We start from the raw sequence: 21,159 nt of genomic DNA, 5'->3' as shown, positions 1-21,159 counted from the left end.
CCGCAATCCATGGGCTGCTGCCGGTCACTTTCAGCGTCACTTTGATGCTACCGAAGGCGATGGAGAACCTTATGAAGCAATAACAGATGTCTCCACCGCACCGCGGATTCAGCAAGGGAGAAGACAATCGTGCTTAGTTTGGACGCCATGCATCAGCCGCGCTCCACACCGCGTGTCAGTCGTCGCTTTTAATCATGCGCCGCCGCGAGCTGAGCAGGTCGATGCCCGGACGGTACGCCACATAGTCTTCAACCGCGTCCAGCACTTCAACAATGTGGGCGCGGTCTGCAGCGACCAAGCCGGCGCCTACGGCTGCGCGGCGGTGCAGGTCCTGCAGGTCCACCTCCGCAATGGAGACGTCGAAGCGTTTGCGGACTTCGGCGAGCACCGGCCTCAGCACGGACCGCTTCTCCTTCAGGGAATGAATGTCTCCGAATAGAAGATCAAATTCAATCCAGCCGATCCACATTTCCCCAGCCTCCTCCGGGTAGCCCGTGACCTTAGAACTTTTTGCCCGCGTTGATCGATGCGCTCATGAATTCAGCAACGATCTTCTGTGAGATGGACACGTCCAGGACGAACACCCCTTCGTCATGTGTGTCCAGCCATTCGACAAGGACATCAAGCTCAGCCAGCGTACTGATCTTCGTTCCTTCGGCACCGAGCGCACGGCCCACGGCAGCGAAGTCCACTTCGTCGATGAGCATCGCCGTGGGGTCCAGTCCCTTGGAAGCATATTGGTGGAGTTCGGCGCCATAGGCGGAGTCGTTGAGCACCACGATGACGCCCCTGCGGGTGGCACGCAGGAAAGTTTCGAAGTCAGCCAAGCCCATGAGTCCGCCGCCGTCGCCGGTGACAAAAACGGTGGTGCGGTCCGGACGGGCGGCGGAGACTCCCGCAGCGGAGCCAAACCCGAGCCCGATGGACTGGAATGCAGTGCCCACCAGGATCATGGCCTGCGGGTCCGGCACGGAGAGGTACATCGGGGCCCAGCCGATGAAGTGTCCCCCGTCCATCACCAGCGAACGTTCCTTGGGCAGGATATCCTCCAGTGCCGCAACAACCGCCCGGGGGTTCAGCCGGCCGTCCAAGCCGAACTCGGCCGGGTTCTCCACCGGTGACGCAGAGCGGAACGACTCAGTGGCAACGTCAGGCACCTGCGATCGCCATGCGCTGGAATCTTCCACTGCGGGCACCCGTTCGATGAGAGCCTGCAACGCTGGCCCAAGGTCCGCCCGCAGGTAGTCGGTCACCTGCGCGTGGGCCATTTCTGACTCGGGTTCGTTGTCAATGCGGATGACCGTGGTGGCGGAAGCCAAGAGGGTGCCGTAGCGGGATTGGAACGCGTTGAGCGATGCCCCAACTACCAGCACCACATCGGCCTGCTGAGCCAGCTCCAGCCGGTGGTCGCGGGTGAAGCCTCCCGCGATGCCGAGGTTCCACGGGGAATCGACGATGTTGGTAGCCATAACCGACGTCATGAACAGAGCCCCGAGCCGGTCCCCCAGTTCAAGAAGCGGCGTCTGCGCACCCGCCAGCAGCACGCCACGCCCGGCCAGCACCAGGGGCCGCTTGGCACTGCGCAACAATCCGGCCACCTCATCCAGTTCAGCGGCACCGGCTGCCCAGGCAGTTTTCTCCGGGAGCGGCTCCAGCTCAACCTGCTCGGTGAGCGTTGCGGTGGCGTAGTCATGGGGGATGGCAAGAACCACCGGCTGCACTGTCTGTAGGGCCAGGTCGAAGGCCCGGTGCGTCATTGCAACCGCGTTCTCCGGTCCGGCGACCAGCGTGGTGACCCCCACGGCAGCGGATGCCGCCGTCTGGTCGACGTCGAAGGCCCTTCGCCCGGTCGTGGGCGCATCGCCGGTCACCAGCACCAACGGGATGCGGGCCAGCCGTGCTTCGGCGAGGGCGGTGTAGGCGTTGGTGAACCCGGCCCCGTAGGTTGTTGTGGCTGCGCCCACCTTGCCCGTGGCACGGTGGTAGGCGTCCGCCATCGCCACCGTTGCGGCCTCATGCCTGGCCGAGGTGAACGGGAACCCCGCTGAGGTGAGGTGGCTGACCAGGTGGGCGTTGCCATTTCCCAACAGCCCGAACAAGTGGTCTGTCCGCTCCGCGATGACGTCGGCCACCGCCGTGGAGACGCTTGCGGCCGCAGCGGAGTCGGCGTTCACAGTGGTGCTCATGGTGTTCCTTCTTTCATGGAATGTGGTCTGCCGCAGCAGCGCTAGACGATCGCGGAGATCCCCGTAATGGCACGCCCCGCGATGAGCGTGTTGATTTCGTGCGAGCCTTCATAGGTGTAGATGGCCTCGGCGTCGGCGAAGATCTTCGCCATCTTGTAGTCAGTGACAATGCCGTTGCCGCCCAGAATGGAACGTCCCATAGCCACGGTCTCCCGCATGGCTCCCGTGGTGTGGGCCTTCGCCAATGCCACCTGGGCCATGCTCGGCGACCCACCCTTGTGCTTTTCAGCGGCCACTCCTTGTGTTCCGGCGGCTTCTGCAGCGTCCTGCAGCGCGGCAATCCGCACCATCATCATCAACGACGACGTCGCGTTGCCCAGCATTTTCACCAACTGCGCCTGGACCATTTGGAACGCTGCCAGCGGCCTCCCGAACTGTTGACGTTCGACGGCGTACGCCCGGGCCACGTCGAAGGCGGCAAGTTGCTGGCCCACGGCCTGCCAGGCGACGGAGATGCGTGATCCCTGCAGCAGCTTGTTCGTGTCTTCAAAAGAGCTGACGGTGGCAACCCTGTCCCGTTCCACCACCTTCACGTCGGTCAAGACTATGTGAGCGTTTTGCACAGTGCGCAGAGCAATCTTGTGCTCGATCTTGGTCCGTTCCACCCCGGGCAGCGACGCGTCGAGGAAGAAGCCGCGCACCTGCCCTGTTTCGGCATCCTTGGCCCAGAGCAGCATGTGCTGGCAAAACGTCCCATTGCCAATCCAGCGCTTGGCGCCGTTGAGCACCCAGTGGGTGCCGCCGTCGTCCTCCACCTTCAACGCGGTGGTGACTAGGCCGCCGGCCACGTCGCTGCCGTGATCGGGCTCGGTTAGGGCAAAGGCGCCCGTGGTACGCAGGGCCACGGCGTCCGGCAACAACCGCTCCTGCTGCTCCGCGGAGCCAAAGTCGGAGAGCGCCTGCACGAACAGGTCGTGGTGGACCAGGAAGAACGTGGCCAGGGAGGTGTCCACACGGGTCATTTCGGCCACGACCAGGCCGGTGAACAGGTGGCTGAACTGGCGGCGGTCCGGGGCGGCCAAGCCGAGCGCTGCGATCTTGGGCAGGAGGTGCGCCGGGAACTCGGCGTCATTCCACCAGCCGACGGCGTGCGGGGCCACCTCCGTCGCCAGAAATTCGCGCAGCTGCGCCAGCTTGGCCTGCTCCGCGGCACTGAGCAGGGACTCAATGTCATAAAAGTCGGCGCTGGGAAGGCTGCCAAGATCCAGTGGGGTGTACTCGCGCCGGCTCACTTCGGTGACATCCGGATGGCACCGTCCAGGCGGATGGTCTCACCGTTGAGCATGGCGTTGGCAACAATGTGCTCCACGAGCGCCGCGTATTCGGCAGGCTTGCCCAGACGGGAGGGGTGCGGCACCTGCTGGCCCAGTGAATCCTGCGCGGCCTGCGGCAGCCCGGCCAGCATGGGTGTTTCGAAAATCCCGGGTGCAATCGTCATGACCCGGATCAGCGAGCGCGCCAGTTCACGCGCCAGCGGCAGGGTCATCGCCGCCACCGCACCCTTGGAGGCAGCATAGGCGGGTTGGCCGATCTGACCCTCGAACGCCGCCACCGATGCGGTGTTCACAATGACGCCGCGCTCCGGCCCAAACTCGCCCTCCAGCGGCTCGGTCGCAGCCATGGCCTCCGCACACAGGCGCACCACGTTGAACGTGCCCACCAGGTTGATTTGGATGACCTTGTTGAACTGCTCCAACGGCAGCACGCCGTCACGGCCCAACACCTTGCCGGGCGTGGCCACCCCTGCGCAGTTCACGGCCAGGCGCAGCGTGCCCAGCGCAGCCGCTGCGGCGATGGCGGTGCGCACCTGCCCCTCATTCGTCACATCCCCCGGGACAAATACGGCCCGCTCCCCCAGTTCAGCTGCCAGTTCGGCACCGTGTGAGCTGGGCAGGTCAACCAGCACGACGGCGGCCCCTCCCGCATGCAGGCGTCTGGCCGTTGCGGCACCAAGACCCGATGCGCCGCCGGTGATGAGTGCGACGGTGCCGTTGTTTGAAATTTCCATGGTTCCTCCTCGTTGAGGTGCTGCCGCCCGGTCCCTGCGGGAGGCGGTCATTGCGTTAATGCATACTAACCGAAAACTCTGAAAGGCTGCAGGGCGCTCCGTGTCCGGCGGCCGCAGAACCAGTACGCTTGGTTCCATGACAGCAAGCCCCGGCCACCCCGCAGCACGTCACCGCCAACCCGCAAATTTCGCTGCCCTTGCACGGGAGGCAGGCGCAGAAGTGAACGCCCGCTTCGGCCACCCACTCATGAACCTACCGGGAACGTGGATCGGTGCGTTGGCGACTGTTGCGGTTGGAGATCAGCCGCACCAACCCATCCAGCCCCACACGCGCCCCACGCCGTGGTCCCCATGGCACTACTGGTGGCAGGCCCACTATCTTGACGCCATGATCGACGCCGGATTCCTCGCCGTGGCACGCGGCGACAGGATCGAGGCCCGCATTGAACTCCAGCGGGCGCGGGCGCTGCTGCGCGGCATCTTGGTCCACAACTTCGGCCGTTTCCGCAACGACTTTTACGACGACATGGCGTGGCTGGCGCTCGCAGCTGGCCGGTTGGACACGCTCTCTGTGCGATTGCTGGCCCGCCACGACCGCTTGGCTCGGCGAGCCGTCAAAACCCTGGCCCGCGAACTTCATGGAGCACATGACGACGTGCTTGACGGGGGCATTTACTGGTCCCGTAAGCGCGACTTCAAGAACACTCCCGCCAACGCCCCGGCAGCTTTGCTCTTGGCCCGCATCGGGGAAATGGAACATGCGCAGTCCCTCCTCGATTGGTTGCGTGCAGAGCTTTTCGACCCGGACCTGGGTCTGCACATCGACGGCATACACCCCACCGCAAACGGCCGCAGTGTTGAGCGCACCATCTACACCTACAACCAAGGCCCCGTTCTTGCCGCCATGCTGGAAGTGGGCCGGCCCCAGGACCTGTTGCATGCTGCTGCACTTATCGAATCCGTGCATCAGCAGCTCTATACGCCAGGCCAGGGACTCCGCCTCGAGGGCGGTGGCGACGGCGGCTTGTTCACCGGCATCCTCTGCCGCTATCTGGCCCTCGCCGCACACGACCCCCGCCTTCCCGTCCAGGCCCGGCGAACGGCGTCGGCCCTTGTCAGGGACACGGCAGTCGTTGTGGCCGGGCAGTCACCGACGCAGCTGTCCAAAGCCGTGCAGCGCTGGAGCATACTGTCGGCAGCTGCCACGGTTTAGGATCAGCGCACAGCTGCCTCGGCAACATCCATGCGAATGGGATCGGCAATAACCGGGTCCACGGCCATCTCGTCGCGGCTGGACGCAACTGGTGCGAGGGCCTGAGCCAGATCGTTGATCAGATCCTCCACGTTCTCGAGTCCAATCGACAGCCGCACCAGGTTGGGCAGGGGCCGGGCCTCAGGGGCAACTGGCCTGTGGGTCAACGCGGCCGGGTGCTGAATCAGCGAGTCGACGCCGCCCAATGAGACGGCGTGGGTGAACATGCTCACGCCCGAAGTGAGTCGCTTGGCCGCCTCAAAACCGCCGCTCAAACTGATGGAGACCATCGCCCCGGTTCCGCGCATTTGATGCTGCAACAAGCCGCGCGGATCGCCGTCGCTGCCAGGATAGTGAACTTTCTCCACGCTTGGGTGGCTCTGCAACCACTCGGCGATCCGGAGGGCGCTCTCCTGCTGCGCGCGGACCCTGATGGGAAGTGTAGTGAGCCCCCGGTGGAGCAGGTAAGCGCCCAGAGGATGCAGGATGGCGCCGGTAATGGCGCGGACGCGGCGCAGCGCCTCGGCCGTCTCCTCGCTGCAGGCAATGACACCACCCACTGCGTCCCCGTGACCGCCAATGTACTTCGTGGCACTGTGCAGCGACATGGCCGCACCCAGGCTAATGGGGTTCTGCAAGACGGGCGTGGCAAACGTGTTGTCAACAAGGACGGGGACACCACCGGCTTGGGTCACAACGCTGCTGATGTCGACAAGATCAAGGGTCGGGTTGCCCGGAGTTTCAAGCACGATCAAAACCGTCTCCTCCCGGAGCGCCGCGGCCACTTCGTGTTCCGCGCAGAACGTAGCATCCACGCCTAGCAGCCCCGACGCCAGGAGGTGGTCGGTGCCGCCGTAGAGTGGGCGCACAGCCACCACATGCGGGCGTGTTGCCGGATCTACGGTTGACTTCATCGTGTCTTTACTGGCCAGGATGGCTGCAGTCATGGCCGCCATGCCGGAGGCAAAGGCCACGGCTGCCTCCGCTTTTTCCAGCTGCGCCAGGCCGGATTCAAACCGGGCCACTGTCGGGTTCCACAAGCGGGCATACACCGCACCGCCCTCGGAAAGGGGGTGTCCGCCAAGTGCCATGGACTCATAAGAGTCCCCGCCGTGCTCAATATCCGGCAGCGGGTAGGTCGTGGACAGATCCAGCGGCAGGGCGTGAACACCCAGTGCCTGCAGATCCTCCCGGCCACCTCGCACCGCCACCGAGTCAGGATTCATGGACCCACCATTCAGAAGTTCACTAGTCATGGCCCAAGACTGAATGAGCAAACAATAAATAGCTAGATAAATGATTGAAAGACTAATACAGTTGAGTAAATCTGCATTCTTCGCCAATCACAGCTGATGTAACGGGGAACACATTGCCGAAAACGCAACCGTCACTGGACCCGACAGACCTTGGAATTTTGCGTGCATTGGTGGCCGACAGCACCCTGACGAACAAGGCCATCGCCGCACGGCTGGGCCTCGCCGAGTCAACCTGTGCGTACCGCCTGCGCATGATGCGCGACGCCGGCGTGATCCTCGGCAGCCGCGTCACGTTGAACCTCTCCGCATTGGGCTTTCCCATACAGGCAATCATCAAAGTGCGGCTGGGAAGCCACGATGCCGCGCACGTCACCACCCTCTACACCAAGCTCACGCAGATTCCCGGTGTCATCCAGGCATTCCACGTCGCCGGGGAAGACGACTTCCACCTGCATGTGGCCGTTGAAAACCCGGAGGCGCTGCGTGACATGGTCCTGCAGCACATCACCGTCAACCGCGTGGTCCGGCAAACAGAAACGCAGCTGATCTTCGAGGCACGCGACGGTGTGGGAGTGTTGGCGCAATAGCCGCGCCCGGGTCCACGGCAGTGGGTACTGAGCCGCGGCTGCCACAGTTGGTATTTTTGTAGTGATCACAACCTTTGGAGAGTCCATGCTGCGCGTTCGTCCGATCATTTTCACGTCAGCTTTCGAAGACACCCTCACCCAGTTGCGCACGCTGGGCCTGAGCTGCTTGGAGAACGACGGCGACTGGGCAGAGTTTGATTCCGGCAACGGCAAGATCGGGGTGTTTCGCGAAGCGCCGGAACTGAACCATACCGAGCTGGCTTTTGAGCTGCGCGATGCCGCAATTTTTGTCCGGCGCACCCTCGCCGACGGCACGCCTGCGGAGCTGGCCGACACCATCACCGGGCCTGGCGCCCGTGTCACGGCCCCCGACGGCTTCAGTTTTGAGCTGACCATCTCGGAGGATCTCAGCATCCCGGCAGGGTCCCAAACCACCGGATCGCAACTGACCGTCGTCCAGACGTGGTGCACGCCGCGGCCGGGAGAGGCCAACACGGTGCTGGCCAACATCGGCGCCAAGCCGGTGCGCGAGCTGCCCGACGGCGCGGCTCTGTTCCGCACCAAGAACGGCGGGCTGGTGGCAACAGCGCGAGGCGAGGCATCCGGCGTCGTACTGGGTTTTATGTATGACGGCGCACTGCCGGAACTGGCACAACGGCTCACCGCGGCAGGCGTGGCGGCAACCTTGGAAAGAGACGCATTGCAGTTCGACACGCCCGACGGCGGCAGGCTCACCGTCGCGGCCGGCTGGGAATCGTGAGTAGTTTTGCGGCACCGGAGGAGGCGAGCAGGGCGGGGATGGGGTAGAACTTAGTTATGAGCGTTCGCACCCCCGACCCGTATCCCGGCTGGCTGTCCGAAGAGGACCTGTATGAGGCCCGCAACAGGCTTCCCATGGTCTATGTAGAGGCGGTGCCGGTGCGCCTTGACTCGCTGGGCTACGTCAACGAGGTGGGGCTGCTGCTCCAAGCCGATGCGGAAGGGTCCATGGTGCGCACCCTCGTTTCGGGGCGCGTGCTGTACCGGGAGACCATTCGCGCCGCCCTGATCCGCCACATCGAAAAGGACCTCGGGCCGCTCGCGTTCCCGCAGCTGCCCGTCAGCCCCGTACCGTTCACGGTGGCCGAATACCTGCCCTCACCCTCGCAAACCGGTTTCACCGACGAACGCCAGCACGCAGTGGCCCTCGTCTACGTGATCCCTGTGACGGGCGAATGCGAGCCGCGCCAAGACGCCCTGGAACTGACGTGGATGACGCCGCAGGACGTCCTCAGCGATGTGGTGCAGGCCGAATTTGTTGGGGGGCGCGGGGCTTTGGTGCGTCAGGCGATCTCCTACGCGGGGCTGGGCCGCTAAAGCGGCACTCTAGCCGGTAACGACGATCCAGCGTAGATTACCTTTCATGGCGACTTCCCAGCTCTCTGTCCTTGTCAACGCCGACGCCGAGCAGGTGTGGCTGATGCTCCGCGAGCCAGCCCGGATTGCAAAATGGCACGGCTGGGAGACGGAGGGGCTGGCCGAAGAAATCCAGCACATCTACTACACCGATGCGGTGGAGGGTCCTGACCACCTGCGCCTTGAGCTGGGTGGCGGAGACGTTTTCACACTGGAACCACGCGCCGACGGAACGCTCCTGACGCTCACCCGTGGCCAGGCGAAGGGTGAGCTGACCAAGCACGACGCTGACATCACCGAGGGCTGGGCCACGTTCCTGCAACAGCTCAAGTTCGCTTTGGAACGCCACCCCCAGGCGCCCCGCCGCACCATCTTCGTGGACGGAACGAGCTCCGCCCACACGAAGTTGTGGGACGCGCTGGGCATTGACACCGGCTGGCTGCCGGATCCCGGCGAGCCGTATGAACTATCGTTGACCACCGGAACCACATTGACCGGCAAGGTCTGGTACCGCAGCGACACCCAATTGGGCTTGACCGTGGCTGACTATGCCGAGCACGGGGACGGCCTGCTGGTCCTGGCCCAACAGGCGCCGGTGGCAGGTGTACGCGAGCACCCGGGGGCCCAAATCATCGCCTCCACCTATGGTTTGGGTGCGGCCGCCTTTGAATCCATTGGCTCCCAATGGGATGCCTTCATGGAAACGCACTACCCGGACGAATAGCCCTGCCCAAGCCGTCCGTGAACCGGGGCCGCGTTAAACACTGGCAAAATGGATGCATGCCTTCCCCCGAATCGTTCACTGATCTTCTTGCGTCCGCTCCCGCCACAGCACCTGCCACGGCGCCCGGCCAGGCTCCCGGCACCACCGCCGGGCAGCCAGCGTCGCAACGGGAATTTGGCTTTGAAGTCACCACTCGCCTGAACGAGACGTGCTCCCCCAGTGCCAGCGCCATTGAGCAAAACGGCGGGGCCTTCCAGGGCCGCACAGGCGTCATCACCACCCCGCACGGGACCATCAAGACCCCGGCGTTCATTGCCGTGGGCACCAAGGCCACCGTCAAGGCGGTGCTAGCGGAATCCATGAGCGAGCTGGGTGCGCAGGCGCTGCTGGCCAACGCCTACCACCTGTACCTGCAGCCTGGTGCGGACATCCTTGATGCCGCCGGCGGGCTGGGCAAGTTCATGAACTGGCAGGGACCCACCTTCACCGACAGTGGTGGATTTCAGGTTATGTCTCTGGGCTCCGGCTTCAAAAAGGTCATCAACATGGATGCCGTGGCAGCCTCCCCGCACGCCGGTGCCGACGATTCCGTGGCCGTGGGCAAGGAACGGCTGGCCCACATTGACGACGATGGTGTGTGGTTTAAATCGCACCTCAACGGCGACATGCACCGCTTCTCCCCGGAAGTTTCCATGCAGGTCCAGCACCAGATCGGCGCTGACATCATGTTTGCCTTTGACGAGCTGACAACGCTGTTGAACTCGCGCGGCTACCAGGAGATGTCACTGGAACGGACCCGGTTGTGGGCGCTGCGCTGCATCGAGGAGCATTTCAGGCTGACCGAGGAGCGTGTGGGCAAGCCGTACCAAGCGTTGTTTGGCGTGATTCAGGGCGCCCAGTATGAGGACCTGCGCCGCAAGGCCTCCCACGACTTGGGTGGGATGAACTTTGACGGCTTTGGCATTGGCGGGGCACTGGAGAAGGAAAACCTGGGCACCATTGTGCGCTGGTGCTCGGAGGAACTGCCGGAAGACAAGCCGCGGCACCTGCTGGGCATCTCCGAACCGGACGACATCTTCACGGCCATTGAAAACGGGGCGGACACCTTTGACTGTGTCTCCCCCACCCGGGTTGCCCGCACCTCGGCGTTCTACACTCCGGACGGCCGCTTCAATCTTTCCGGAGCCAAGTACAAGCGCGACTTCACGCCCCTGTCAGAGGAGTGTGACTGCTACACCTGCCAGAACTACACGCGCGCCTACATCCATCACCTGTTCAAGGCCAAGGAAATGGTCTCCTCGACGCTGGTGTCCATCCACAATGAGCGCTTCGTGGTGAAAATGGTCGACGACGCCCGCCTCGCCATCGAGGACGGCACGTTCTTCGAGTTCAAGGCCGAGACGCTGCGCCGGTACTACCCGAAGCGGTAGTATTCCGCGGGGCAGCCGGCCGCGCAGGCTACGCCCCGTACGTCGGTTCGTGGCGCTTGAACCAGCCGATGACCAAGGTGGTGACCGGGATCAGGGCATACTGGACGGCGACTTTGTACAGGAAGCCAACCAGCACGTAGTTGGCGAACATGCCAAAGCCCACGATCCCTATCACCGGGGCCGCCACGGCGCAAAAGATCAGCGTGTCGATGAATTCGCCAACGCCGCTGGAGCCCATGAGCCGGGCCCACAGTTTCTTCTCGCCCTGGCGTGCCTTGAGCCTGACCATGATCCAGGAGTTGGTGGTCTGCCCGGTCAGGAAGGCGAGCAGGCTGGCCAGCACAATCTGCGGCACCGGCCCCAGCGCGAGTTCCAGCGCCTGCTGCTTGGCAACACCAAAGTCATCGGTGAATCCGGGCAGCGCAATGATCACCCAGTAGGCCAGGGAAGCAAAAATGGAGAGCGCGAACGTGGCGAAAATGGCCTTCCGTGTGACCTTGAAGCCGTAGATTTCGCTGATCACGTCCCCCAGGATGTAGGCGAACGGGAACAGGAAGAACCCGCCGTCGGTCACGAAGGGGCCCAGCTGGACCCCTTTGGAGGCTCCGATGTTGGAGAGGATCACGATGACGGCCATGCACGCGAGCAGAATCCCAAAATATGGGCTGCCGACGGAGGCAAAGGAAGGGGCGGCCCTGATTTTAAGAGGGGTTGCCGAAGCGTTGCTTTGCAGCGGGGACATAATAAAGTCTCGAGTTTCTGTAGCTAAGTGGTTCGCTCATGCCACCGCCTCGCTGGGAGGATCCGGTGGCCGGCTGTATTATCACTGGGCCCGTCTGCACCCGGGCCATCCCCCATTCTGCCACGAACTGCCGTTCGGCGCTTCTGCTGCCTAGCCGCTTGGCGCTATTTGCTGAAGCTGAGTATTTCTGCCACTTTGCCCCAGCCTTCGACGGCGGCAAAGCGCTCCGCCTGTTCCGCTCCGGCGACCAAGTACAGGGCGTCCGCGCCATGGGTGAAGGCTTCTTCGCCGAGTTCCGCCACCATGGCGAGCTCAAGGGTTTGGCGCAGGTCCTCATGCCCGTCGTCCACTTTCAGTTCCGAAAGCACGGCGAGGTCCTCCCCCAAACGCAGCCGTCCGCTGGCCACCGGCCGGTCAAAAAGTGACACTTCAACAAGGTCATAATTTTCCAAGGGTGCATCAGCCAGGTTGGCATCCGAGGGAAGGTGCGGCACCAGGTCAAGGCTTTCAGTCTCAGCCCGCAGCAACACCGCGCGGCTCGTTTCATGCAGCCCCTGGGATGTGGCAAACTGCGTGGCGCCGGCGTGATCATCGGTGACAAGAACGAGCTCTGTCCCGGAACCAAGCTGTGCTGCCTGGGCGGCTTCGCCATCTCCTGGCCACGCCATCACCCGCTTGGCACCCATGGTGATCACATCACCGTCCGCTTCAGGGGCCAGATCGTGCAAAGCTGCCCATGCCGGTACCCAGTTATGAAATTCATCCTGCCAGGAGGCCATGTCCTCACCCTTTTCTCTGCGCACCAATAGTCATTCCCGACAACGCTCTGTCCGGAAATCGGGCCGCACGTGTGGGCTCTTCCAGCATAGGCATACCCGCAGCACGCGGCACACGGTTTGTTGGGGCAATCACACAGGAGGGGGCAGTAGCATCAAACTATGACGGCATGGCAGCAGGACGTCCTCGGAGCGGACTTTGAACAACTCACCCTCGACCTGCCCTCCGGTTCGCCAGCAACCCTCGTGCGCTATGCCGGTGACGCGCCGCAGTGGCCCGAATCCCCCATTACCGGAGCGGATATTTTGTACGTCCACGGCTGGTCGGACTACTTTTTTCAGCACGAGCTCGCTGAGTTTTGGCACCGCTCCGGTGCGAATTTCTATGCCCTGGACCTGCACAACTATGGCAGGAGCCTGCGCCCTGGCATGGCGCCCGGACAAGTCACCTCCCTCACCGATTACGACGCCGACATCTCCGCAGCGCTGACAGCCATGGGACGTTCCGTGGCCCCCGAAGAAGTCCTGGTGCTTCCGGCCGCAACCGGTGTAGCGGAGCAGCATTCCTTTGAGGTGGCTTTTTTGGAGGAGGCCCGACACCGCCTCGGTGCCGCTTTTGATGCGCTGACTGGCAGGGAACGCCCCGACCACCGGGAAGTCCCGCGCGAACGGCCGCTGATTTTGCTGGGGCACTCCACAGGCGGGCTGACGCTGAGCCTGTGGGCTGCCCGGCACCCGGGTGCGGCAACCGCCGTCGTACTTAATAGTCCGTGGCTGGAGTTTCAGGCCAGTGAAGTGGGCCGGGCCATGGTGGCACCGCTCATCCAGGCCCGGACCTGGTTCAGGCCCCTTGCACCACTACCCGGAATTGATCCCGGCTTTTACACCCGCGCCGTTTCCAAAAAGTTCGACGGCGAGTGGGACTACGAGTCCGAATGGCGCCCGGACCGCGGGTTTCCAGTCACGCCGTCGTTCCTCAACGCCGTGTTCCAGGGGCAGGCACAGGTGGCACGCGGTCTGGACCTACAGGTGCCGGTGCTGGTCATGCTCTCGGACAAGAGCTATTTGCAACCCAAGTGGTCCTCCTCCGCGCTGGCCGCTGACGTGGTGCTGAACGTGGACGTAGTGGCCCACCGTGCCGTGGACTTGGGGCGCACGGTCACGCTGCAGAGGATTCCCGGTGCCTTCCATGACGTATTCCTCTCCCCCGGCGGTATCCGGGCGCAGGCATATGCGGGCATGGGCCGCTGGGTGGAAGCAGTACTCGATAACAGCCTGCACAGGCAATGGGCGGAGCGGGCAGCTAGACGGAAGGAACAAATAGCATGAGTTCAACAATGAAGGCCATGACCTACGCCCGGTACGGCGGCACCGAGGTGCTGGAACAAACGCAACGGCCAATACCGAAGGTGTCGCCCGGCGCCGTGCTGATCCGCGTCAAGGCGGCCGCCGTCAACCCCGTCGACTGGAAAATCATGTCCGGTGGCCTCGACGGGCTCATGGACGTCAACTTCCCTGTCACACCGGGCTGGGACGTGGCTGGAGTGGTGGAGGCCGTGGGCTTTGACACCCCAGAATTTGAAGTTGGCGACGAGGTTTACTCCTACGGCCGCCGCGACACTATCCAGGGCGGCACTTTTGCGGAACTCGTGGCGCTGCCAGCCGGCATCGTCGCCTACAAGCCTGCGATCCTCTCCTGGGAGCAGGCGGCGGCCCTCCCGTTGACGGGACTGACGGCCCAGCGCACCTTGGATGCGTTGGATCTGCGGGCCGGCCAAGTCCTGCTGATCCACAACGGCTCGGGAAGTGTGGGCCGCACAGCCATTCAGCTCGCTGCCCTTGCTGGCGCGCGCGTCATCGCCACTGCTTCGCCTAAAAACCATGCCCGCCTGCGTGAACTGGGCGCTGAACCGATTGAATACGGAACCGGTTTGGTGGAGCGGGTACGTGCTTTGGCCCCGGACGGCGTGGATGCCGTGGCTGATTTTGCCGGCGGCGTCCTTGAAGACACTTTGGCGGTTTTGAAGGACGACGGCCAGCAGGCATCGATCGCCGACTCGAGCGTCCAAAGCCACGGCGGCCGCTACATTTGGGTCCGCCCCGACGTCGCCGACCTCGAGCGGCTGAGCGTGCTTGTGGAGGACGGCCTGCTCAGCGTCGACGTAGCCCAAAGCTTCCCCATGGAGAAAGCTGCCGGCGCGTTCGAGGCGAGCATGTCCGGCCACGGAAGCGGCAAGATCGTCCTGACGGAGTTCAGCAGCTAACTTTTTTCAACTTACGACGGCGGCACGCCCCCTTCCAGGGCGGCTACGGTTAAGGGGACCTCCCCACTGACTGCAAGGAACCCTGTGGCCAAGAAGCCCAAGAGCATCAAGAAGTCCCGTTTCGGCAATCCAGCCAAGGCTGCCGCAGATGCCACCGCACGCATCGATGCCGTCTCATTGGCCGATGTTCGGCTGGAGCGGTCCATGGAGGCCCTGGCACCTGGGTTTGCGTTGTGGCTGGAATCCTGTGGCCGGAGCGAATCCTCCGTGGACATGACCTTGATGATCCTTGACGACTTCTTCGACCTGTACCGCATGCTCGAGCCGAAGACGGATGCCAGGGCGCTGATGCCGGACGCTGTGAGCGAAGTGGTGAAGGCTTCCGCCGCTGCCAACCCGCAGGCCACCTTTGCCATGCGCAGCGGCATCCGGGACTACGTCGACTACCTGGTCCAGGCATCGCTTTGGACCGGAGGCGCAGACGATCTGCCGGCTTTGCGGAACATCCTCACACAACCTGCGTGGCCGGTCATCGAACCGGGCACAGACTTGAACCTTGACGCCGTGCTGCCCGATGCCAGCATGGTGGGCGAAGGGCCGGAGACTGACCAACCGGACCCCGCCGAAATGGATTCACCCGATGTGTTCGTTCCTGAGCTGACGGCGGAACTCGTCACCTCCACCATGGCGGATGCGCCGCTGTGGAAGAACACGCTGGCTCTCCTGGACTGGATTGGTGATGGCCGGAAAGTCACCGCGAAAGGTGTTCTGGGCAAGAAGGAACGGGTTGAGGCTGCCGCCGAACTCACCCATGGAGGCCTGGGGATCCTGGCCGGCGCCGCCAAACTGACATCCGCCAAGAAACACGCCCTTGCCAGGCTGAACGTCTATTGGGAACTGCTGGATCTTACGGGGCTCATCACCATTTCAGCGACCCATGTGCACCTGAATGAGGACGTTGTCGCTTCCCTGGACAGTGACGAAGCCATGGTCCAGAAAATGCGTGACTTGATCAGCCACTTTATTTTCATGGTCACCCTGGACGGTTCACAGCCGGGAATTTACGAGGACTGGCACCTTCAGATGTCTCACCTGCTGCTCCAGTTCGCCTCCGCAGCCCCGCCCGAGTCGGACTTCATCCTGGAGGCCGTGGCAGCGCCGGAATCCATGGATGAGGAGTTGCTGTTTCTGGTCCGAAACATTGCCCACTGGGCCGAGGAGGGGCTGGTCGCTGTCGGTACACATGTGGAAGTTCCGGCAGCTTTCCGGCTGGAACTCTTCGAAATGCTGCGGGGTGATTTCAGCATCCAGGCAGTTGGCCCCGGCGCCGAAACGGACCTGGATGCCCTGCTGGGCGAAAGCTGAGCAGCCCATGCGAAAGCTTGTGTACTACGTGGCCACGACCCTTGACGGTTACATAGCTGGCCCTGACGGTGGTGACCCCAGCGGAGCGGATTACTTCCCAGTCACACCCGATGTCATCCAGTTCATCGTCGATCAGTACCCCGAAACCCTTCCAGCGCCAGCGCGAGCCGCCTTGGGTATCGACGGCCCGGGCCAAGTGTTCGACACCGTTCTGGAGGGTCGGGCATCTTACGAGATCGGCCTTGCCGCGGGCCTGACCGACGCGTACCCGCACCTTCGCCACCTCGTATTCTCCAAAACGTTGGAAAGTCATGACGCGTCGGTGGAGATCGTCCGCAGTGGAGCTCTGGACCGCGTGCGTGCGCTCAAGACCGAGGACGGCAAAGACCTGTGGCTGGTGGGAGGTGGCACGCTCGCCCACTCGTTATTGCCAGAAATCGACCGGCTCGTGCTCAAACAGAACCGCTCAGTCATAGGATCTGGCATTCCGCTTTTCAACGGTCCGTTCCATCCCCATATGTTCCAGCCCGTCGGTGAGACCCTGCTTGACTCAGGCATGCGAGTCCTCGTCTACGACCGCACTTGAGCCAATCCCTACCCGCATTCAAGTGGAACCATAGCCACCGGCTTGAACACTTCGGACTGGTCAGTGATCCACCCTGACTTCCGGGTCTGGTCGAAGTGGGAAATGCCCTGGAACGTTGTCTGGGCTGTACTGAAAGCGGCGTGGAGAATGAACTAATGCTGGGCGATCTAGCGGGAACCCTCAATGGTGCATGTCGTGATCGTTTCCCAAGAAACCGAATGCAAGGATACTTCCATGGAAAAAAGCAGATCGACGGGCTGAGTGTCTTCGCCAATGGGGTGTTTCCGGTTGAAATCTTAGCGGGGAAGCGCATCAACGCAAAGCACCGGGTACCGGTCCAAGCATCCGTGGACGCGTCGACCGGTGAGGTCAGATTTTACGTCGATTCAGTGGGCATCAAGACGCTCAATCGTGACACCGCCGATCGCTGATCGAGGCGCTTGCTCTGCAGCTAGAGAGAGCGACGGGCCATTCCGGCGTCGTGGACGCGCAGCTGCAACAGCGCCAGGTTGAGCAGCGGGGTGTCCACGCCCAGCTCTTGCGCGCGGCGCACAAAATCGCCAACGATGTGCTCGCCTTCGTGTGGCAGCCCGGCTGTAACATCGCGATATAGCGAGGATGTAAACAGGGATCCGGGCGCTGTCAGGAAGCTCAGCGAACCAGCGAGCTCCGCCGCTGAAACCGGAAACCCCGCCGCCGCGGACATTGCGGAAGCCTCCGCCAGCACCGCCCCGACAAAGTCGCTGCCGCCGGGGCACTGCACAATGTCTCCCACGGGGCCGCGCATCAGGCACGTCGCAGTTGCTGCTGTCACAATGAACACCCATTTTTCCCACATGATGGCAATCCCGTTTGCCACAGCAACAGCAGTGATGCCGGGCACCGTAATTTCTGCCAGCAGCGCCTGCACGCGAGGTGAAAGTTCACCCATCTCACCACCGTTTTGTTCGCCGATGGTCCAGCGTGAAATCGGGTCCCGCACTTGAATATCGCCCTCCGCGTTGATGGTGCCCACGAGGTGGACCACAGAGCCAAGCACCTTTTCAGCCCCAAACGCGGCGCCCAGCGCATCCATGTGGCCCAGGCCGTTCAGGAACGGGATGATGACGGTGTCCGGCCCCACAGCAGGGGCAAGGTCCACAATGGCCGCGGCCAGCGCGGAAGCCTTGACGGTGAGAACAACGACGTCGAACGTCTCCTGCAGCTGCCCTGCCGTGAGAAGTTTCGGCTCGATCCGCAGCTCAGGGTCGGTACCTGTAATGCGCAGCCCGCGTTGGGCCAGGAACTGGGCCCGTTTCTCATGGACCAGGAATGTAACGTCCCGCCTGGCCGCAGCCAAACGGGTGCCAAAATATGCGCCGGTTGCCCCGGCACCTACGATCAGAATCCTCATGGTGTCTCTATCCTCCGGTGGCGCTGCCGCCCGTATTCATGCCAGGTGAGCACCACTATCAGGATATCGAACACGGTCAGGGCGGCCAGCCCCAGCGATGGCGTCTGCGTCAATTGGTAGAACTGGTACAGGATGAAGATGACAAGAAGGGCGATCATCCACGGGTAGGCCCATAATTTATCCAGCAGGAGCGCCACCACCAACACCACTTTCACCACACCGTGGGCCAGCAGGTACAGCGCCGCGAAAAACACCACATGGTCGGTCAGCCCGGCGGCACCTTGGAGGATGTGGTTGGCGATGAAGTCATCCGGGTCCTCGGTCAGCTCCGGCTGGGTCACCAAAATAGCCAGCTGCTTGAGCCTGTCCGGCGGAACGAACAGCAGGAGCGCGCCGCCAATCAGCTCCAGGACACCATCAAGACCCTTGAAAATGATCCCGACGACGAAAAGCTTGTCCCACCAGTCAGTGAGCCTCAATCTGGCCACAGTGGCCTCCCAACGAAATGCTGTTTGGAGCGTAGCACCGTCAGCCGGGTAGGGGCTGAGTTGCCACATGTTCTGCTGCCCCGAACGTTTCAACGGCGAAGTTGAGCAACGCACGCGCCCTGGGGCTGAGTCTGAAGTGCTCGGGCCAAATGCCCGCCATGCTGGTCTGACTGCTCGGCGGTGACAGGGGGCGAATTGCCAGGGGAAACCCTTCCAAGCTGACCGGGGCGCAGTTCGGTCTAGACATCAGCAGTGAATATCCCAGACCACGAGCCACCAGGGCCTGGACCAGGATGACCTGTGGCATGTGCGCCACAATGGTAGGCCGCAGCCCTCGCTCCGCGAAAGCCCGGTGAGTATTTGCGGTACTCGGGCTGGAGTCGTACATGATCAGAGGTTCCGTGACTAGTTCGGCCAAGTCCACGGATTCCTGCTGTGCCAGCGGATGGTCCACAGGCAGCACCGCCTGCAGCTCCGTCTCATAGATGATCCGACGTTGAAAACCAGGTGGCAGCTCCATGTCGTAGACGATGGCCAGGTCAAGCCGGCCGCTCTCCAGCGCCGGCAGCAACTCGTCGTGCGTCCCCACCACTACCTCCACCTGAACGCCTGGATACCGCTTGGGAAAACCATCCAAGATGGCTGGCAGCACGCTGGCGGCAAAACTGGCAAAGCAGCCCAATTTCACCGGTCCCTTCAAATCCCCCGTTGCTCCGCTCATCTCCGACAACAGGTCTTCGGCATCCTTCAGCAGCCCTCTTGCCCGCACCGCAAAGTGCTCTCCTGCGGGAGTCAATTGCAGGCCACGGGACTTGCGGCGGATGCACAATTGCTCCCCCACGGAGCTTTCCAACCGTGTAATGGCCTGGGAAAGTGCCGATTCTGAGAAGTGTAAGGACAAGGCGGCGTCGCTCAGCGTGGGGAAGTCCGCGAGGGCCACAAACAGCTCCAGCTGACGAAAAGTGAACTTGACCAAAGCAGCTTCTTTCATAAAACCGAATATGTTTTGCTATTTTTATAAGTTTACTCATTGTTCGCAAAGTGTGACACTGGTTACATCCAGACTGATTCCGCCACGTTGCCGCAACACTGCGTCAGCCAGGGTCGAACAGTTCCCCCGGAGCAAAGTCAAGGACACGAACCCATGAGCATCCCTTCCGTCGTTGACACACGACGCACGCAGCGTCGCGTGGCTATGGCTACCCTCATCGGCACCACCGTCGAGTGGTACGACTACTTTATCTACGCCACGGCCGCCGGCTTGGTGTTTGCACACCTATTCTTCGAGCCAGCCGGACCCCAGATCGGACTGCTGCTCTCCTTCGCCTCCGTAGGCATCAGCTTCCTGTTCCGCCCACTCGGCGCCTTCCTGGCAGGCCACTATGGCGACAGGATTGGCCGCCGGGCCATGCTCGTGTTGACCCTGCTCCTGATGGGCGGTTGCACCACCCTGATTGGCCTGCTGCCCACCTACGCGACGGCGGGCGTGCTGGCTCCCATCCTGCTGCTGCTCCTGCGCATCCTGCAGGGTGTCTCCGCAGGCGGTGAATGGGGAGGCGCTGTTTTGATGGCCGTCGAGCACGCCCCTGACAACAAGCGCGGGCGTGCAGGTTCCTTCCCGCAGCTCGGCGTACCGCTGGGCTTGCTGATGGCATCCGGCGTCATGGCCTTGATGACCGGTGTGATTGCCCCAGGCGACGCGTTCATGGAGTGGGGCTGGCGTGTACCGTTCCTCCTCAGCGTGGTGCTGATCGGTGTGGGCTACTTCGTCCGCCGCGCAGTGGAAGAAAGCCCAGTGTTCCTAGAGATCGCTGAAAAGAAGCAGCAGCCCAAGGTCCCCATCATCGAACTCTTCCGCAAGCACTGGCTCCTAGTGGTCCTGGCAGCGCTGATCTTCGCCGGCAACAACGCCTCCGGCTACATGGCCACAGGCGGCTTCATCCCCAGCTACGCCACCAACCCGGACGGCAACGTGGGGCTGGAGAAGACTCCAGTACTGCTTGCCATGACGTTCGCGGCGGCTACGTGGCTCATCTTCACGGCACTGGCCGGCGGCATGGCCGACAAGATTGGGCGCAAAAACACGTACCTGATCGGCTTCACAGCCCAGGCACTGACCGTCTTCCCACTGTTCCTGCTCATCAACACCGGTGAACTCTGGGCACTGTTCCTGGCTCTGTTCCTGTTCACGTTCGGCCTTGGCCTGACCTACGGACCGCAAGCAGCGTGGTACAGCGAGATCTTCCCGGCATCCGTGCGCTTCTCCGGCGTTTCAATCTCCTACGCCATCGGCGCCATTATTGGTGGCGCCTTTGCCCCGATGATCGCCCAAGCGCTCCTGCAAGCCACCGGCACCAGCCTGGCCATCTCCGCCTACTTGCTGGTCATGACACTGCTCGGAATGGCAGCGGTGATCATGCTCAAGGACCGCCCTGGGATCAGCCTCAGCATCACGAACCAGGCGGAGCAGGAGGTTGGCGCCACCATCTTCGACAAGCGCGAGCCCGTTCTGAGCTCAACCACCACGGAGTCCTGACTCGCTTCGAGAGCGAGACACTCTCCACTGAATCGCGAACGACGGCGGTACCCACCTTGGGCGGGTGCCGCCGTCGTCCGTTTCGTTGATTCAAGAAGCCTGTGAGAGTTC

At 62.7% G+C, this 21,159-nt stretch carries 22 protein-coding genes; 12 read left to right on the top strand and 10 right to left on the bottom strand.

Annotated features, from left to right (window positions below; genetic code table 11):
* Nucleotides 1–175: 175 nt before the first annotated feature.
* The 4 genes from JMA46_RS07485 to JMA46_RS07470 are packed head-to-tail and all read right to left on the bottom strand — an operon-like array spanning nt 176 to nt 4,254.
* The gene (locus JMA46_RS07485; RefSeq protein ID WP_207344709.1) at nt 176–469 is read right to left on the bottom strand and encodes a DUF503 family protein; all 294 of its coding nucleotides are present in this window, start codon (nt 467–469) and stop codon (nt 176–178) included.
* Between the two features lie 31 nt (nt 470–500).
* Complete coding sequence (locus JMA46_RS07480) at nt 501–2,186, bottom strand: thiamine pyrophosphate-binding protein (protein ID WP_207344708.1); 1,686 nt, start codon at nt 2,184–2,186, stop codon at nt 501–503.
* A gap of 41 nt (nt 2,187–2,227) precedes the next feature.
* Nucleotides 2,228–3,478, bottom strand: a complete 1,251-nt coding sequence (locus JMA46_RS07475; protein ID WP_348770087.1) for an acyl-CoA dehydrogenase family protein — start codon at nt 3,476–3,478, stop codon at nt 2,228–2,230.
* On the bottom strand, nt 3,475–4,254 hold the full coding sequence (locus JMA46_RS07470) for an SDR family NAD(P)-dependent oxidoreductase (protein ID WP_207344707.1): 780 nt from the start codon (nt 4,252–4,254) through the stop codon (nt 3,475–3,477). The genes JMA46_RS07475 and JMA46_RS07470 overlap by 4 nt, the downstream gene beginning before the upstream one ends.
* 136 nt (nt 4,255–4,390) lie before the next feature.
* Here JMA46_RS07470 and JMA46_RS07465 point away from each other — a divergent pair, with 136 nt between their 5' ends.
* A complete protein-coding gene (locus JMA46_RS07465; protein ID WP_207344706.1) occupies nt 4,391–5,467 on the top strand; it encodes a glycoside hydrolase family 76 protein in 1,077 nt (358 codons plus the stop codon).
* Nucleotides 5,468–5,469: 2 nt separating this feature from the next.
* On the opposite strand, the gene JMA46_RS07460 is transcribed toward JMA46_RS07465, so the two are convergent.
* Nucleotides 5,470–6,762, bottom strand: coding sequence for an aminotransferase class I/II-fold pyridoxal phosphate-dependent enzyme (locus JMA46_RS07460; protein WP_247647137.1), 1,293 nt, complete (start codon nt 6,760–6,762; stop codon nt 5,470–5,472).
* Nucleotides 6,763–6,875: 113 nt separating this feature from the next.
* On the opposite strand from JMA46_RS07460, the gene JMA46_RS07455 reads away from it, so the two are divergent.
* The 5 genes from JMA46_RS07455 to tgt all read left to right on the top strand — a co-directional run bounded on the left by JMA46_RS07455 (nt 6,876) and on the right by tgt (nt 10,898).
* Entirely contained in the window at nt 6,876–7,349 is a 474-nt protein-coding gene (locus JMA46_RS07455) for an Lrp/AsnC family transcriptional regulator (protein WP_207344705.1), read from the top strand.
* An 85-nt stretch (nt 7,350–7,434) separates the two neighbouring features.
* A complete protein-coding gene (locus JMA46_RS07450) occupies nt 7,435–8,109 on the top strand; it encodes a hypothetical protein (RefSeq protein ID WP_207344704.1) in 675 nt (224 codons plus the stop codon).
* Nucleotides 8,110–8,165: 56 nt separating this feature from the next.
* Nucleotides 8,166–8,705 carry an NUDIX hydrolase family protein gene (locus tag JMA46_RS07445; protein WP_207344703.1) on the top strand — a complete coding sequence of 180 codons (540 nt, stop codon included), beginning with the start codon at nt 8,166–8,168 and terminating at the stop codon, nt 8,703–8,705.
* A gap of 46 nt (nt 8,706–8,751) precedes the next feature.
* Nucleotides 8,752–9,468: an SRPBCC domain-containing protein gene (locus JMA46_RS07440; protein ID WP_207344702.1), complete on the top strand. Its 717-nt coding sequence runs from the start codon at nt 8,752–8,754 to the stop codon at nt 9,466–9,468.
* A 56-nt stretch (nt 9,469–9,524) separates the two neighbouring features.
* A complete protein-coding gene (gene tgt / locus JMA46_RS07435; RefSeq protein WP_207344701.1) occupies nt 9,525–10,898 on the top strand; it encodes a tRNA guanosine(34) transglycosylase Tgt in 1,374 nt (457 codons plus the stop codon).
* 28 nt (nt 10,899–10,926) lie between these two features.
* Here the strand turns inward: tgt and JMA46_RS07430 are convergent, their stop codons facing one another.
* Complete coding sequence (locus JMA46_RS07430; protein ID WP_207344700.1) at nt 10,927–11,640, bottom strand: queuosine precursor transporter; 714 nt, start codon at nt 11,638–11,640, stop codon at nt 10,927–10,929.
* 164 nt (nt 11,641–11,804) lie between these two features.
* Complete coding sequence (locus JMA46_RS07425) at nt 11,805–12,419, bottom strand: hypothetical protein (RefSeq protein ID WP_207344699.1); 615 nt, start codon at nt 12,417–12,419, stop codon at nt 11,805–11,807.
* Nucleotides 12,420–12,578: 159 nt separating this feature from the next.
* On the opposite strand from JMA46_RS07425, the gene JMA46_RS07420 reads away from it, so the two are divergent.
* From JMA46_RS07420 to JMA46_RS07400, 5 genes are all read left to right on the top strand, one after another.
* Nucleotides 12,579–13,745, top strand: a complete 1,167-nt coding sequence (locus JMA46_RS07420) for an alpha/beta hydrolase (RefSeq protein ID WP_247647136.1) — start codon at nt 12,579–12,581, stop codon at nt 13,743–13,745.
* Between the two features lie 8 nt (nt 13,746–13,753).
* The gene (locus JMA46_RS07415) at nt 13,754–14,680 is read left to right on the top strand and encodes an NADP-dependent oxidoreductase (protein WP_207344726.1); all 927 of its coding nucleotides are present in this window, start codon (nt 13,754–13,756) and stop codon (nt 14,678–14,680) included.
* Nucleotides 14,681–14,764: 84 nt separating this feature from the next.
* Nucleotides 14,765–16,045 (top strand): hypothetical protein, encoded by a 1,281-nt coding sequence (locus tag JMA46_RS07410; RefSeq protein ID WP_207344698.1) that lies wholly within the window; start codon nt 14,765–14,767, stop codon nt 16,043–16,045.
* 7 nt (nt 16,046–16,052) lie between these two features.
* Nucleotides 16,053–16,631, top strand: coding sequence for a dihydrofolate reductase (locus JMA46_RS07405; protein ID WP_207344697.1), 579 nt, complete (start codon nt 16,053–16,055; stop codon nt 16,629–16,631).
* A 155-nt stretch (nt 16,632–16,786) separates the two neighbouring features.
* Nucleotides 16,787–17,062, top strand: a complete 276-nt coding sequence (locus JMA46_RS07400) for a hypothetical protein (RefSeq protein WP_207344696.1) — start codon at nt 16,787–16,789, stop codon at nt 17,060–17,062.
* Nucleotides 17,063–17,082: 20 nt separating this feature from the next.
* On the opposite strand, the gene JMA46_RS07395 is transcribed toward JMA46_RS07400, so the two are convergent.
* The 3 genes from JMA46_RS07395 to JMA46_RS07385 are packed head-to-tail and all read right to left on the bottom strand — an operon-like array spanning nt 17,083 to nt 19,503.
* Complete coding sequence (locus JMA46_RS07395) at nt 17,083–18,024, bottom strand: 2-dehydropantoate 2-reductase (RefSeq protein ID WP_207344695.1); 942 nt, start codon at nt 18,022–18,024, stop codon at nt 17,083–17,085.
* Nucleotides 18,021–18,512, bottom strand: coding sequence for a DUF2127 domain-containing protein (locus JMA46_RS07390; RefSeq protein WP_207344694.1), 492 nt, complete (start codon nt 18,510–18,512; stop codon nt 18,021–18,023). Before JMA46_RS07390 ends, JMA46_RS07395 begins: the two co-directional genes overlap by 4 nt.
* A gap of 40 nt (nt 18,513–18,552) precedes the next feature.
* Nucleotides 18,553–19,503 carry a LysR substrate-binding domain-containing protein gene (locus JMA46_RS07385; protein ID WP_247647135.1) on the bottom strand — a complete coding sequence of 317 codons (951 nt, stop codon included), beginning with the start codon at nt 19,501–19,503 and terminating at the stop codon, nt 18,553–18,555.
* A gap of 153 nt (nt 19,504–19,656) precedes the next feature.
* Here JMA46_RS07385 and JMA46_RS07380 point away from each other — a divergent pair, with 153 nt between their 5' ends.
* Nucleotides 19,657–21,048, top strand: a complete 1,392-nt coding sequence (locus JMA46_RS07380; protein WP_207344693.1) for an MFS transporter — start codon at nt 19,657–19,659, stop codon at nt 21,046–21,048.
* Nucleotides 21,049–21,159: the final 111 nt, after the last annotated feature.

It is taken from the genome of Arthrobacter sp. E3, from assembly GCF_017353415.1.
In the GTDB taxonomy this organism is placed as follows: Bacteria; Actinomycetota; Actinomycetes; order Actinomycetales; family Micrococcaceae; genus Specibacter.
The sequence above is the reverse complement of the archived record's forward strand: the minus strand, read 5'-3'. Positions and strand labels throughout refer to the sequence as shown.